This is a genomic window from Vibrio sp. 1288 (genome assembly GCF_033344475.1).
On record NZ_JAWPOX010000532.1, the window covers coordinates 1 to 694 of the forward strand.

Annotated in this window: 1 protein-coding gene and 1 pseudogene; both read right to left on the reverse strand. The window is 45.4% G+C overall.

Going from position 1 to position 694, the window contains the following annotated elements:
• On the reverse strand, positions 1–268 hold a 268-nt coding region (locus tag R8O11_RS27855), incomplete at its 3' end, for a YccF domain-containing protein (protein ID WP_318194952.1).
• Between the two features lie 186 nt (positions 269–454).
• A pseudogene (locus tag R8O11_RS27860) lies at positions 455–694 on the reverse strand (MFS transporter); the annotation flags it as partial.

A 694-nucleotide genomic window follows, 5' to 3' on the forward strand; every position in this document is an offset into this window, starting at 1 on the left:
CCAGCCACAAACCTGCAAACACAAACCAAAGTACGTTGCCGATGACGCCTAGCGGACTCGTGCCAATATCCATTTCATTGGTTAGTTCATCACGCGAAACAGCTTCTTTGCCGAATGGGAAAAACGAAAAGTTACCCATGACGAAACAAGCTCGCCCCCACGGAATCCCGATGATGCTGATGAACGCAAGAATACCGAATAGCCACCACAGCAATCCCATGAATACGCCACCGAATAAAAACCAGATGATGTTGCCAAGTGTTCTCATCTAAAACCCTTTTTGATTTATAACTTTCTACAAAGTATGTCACACAAATCTTAACAGAGGATGAATGGGTGTGCTTTATCTTAAATAAGAAATCATTGATGAGAATACTCATTTGATAAAGGAAAGCGGAGATCATTGGGCTGCTGAAAAAAGGCTCGCAACGGTAGACGTTAAGAGCCTTTCTGGCTAGGCGGTTGCCAAATTCAAGCGCGATACTGGCTTGTCATTGATCGGTAAGTGAATCAAAGCGGCGAGGAGTGCCAGAACGACGGTTGACCACCAGATTGGATCGTATGAACCGTAGTAATCGTAGATGCGGCCACCGACCCAAGCCCCCAAGAAGCTTCCTACTTGGTGAGTAAAGAATACCAAGCCATAAAGTGTTGATAGGTAACGAGCACCAAAAATCTGGCGGACTAATCCAGA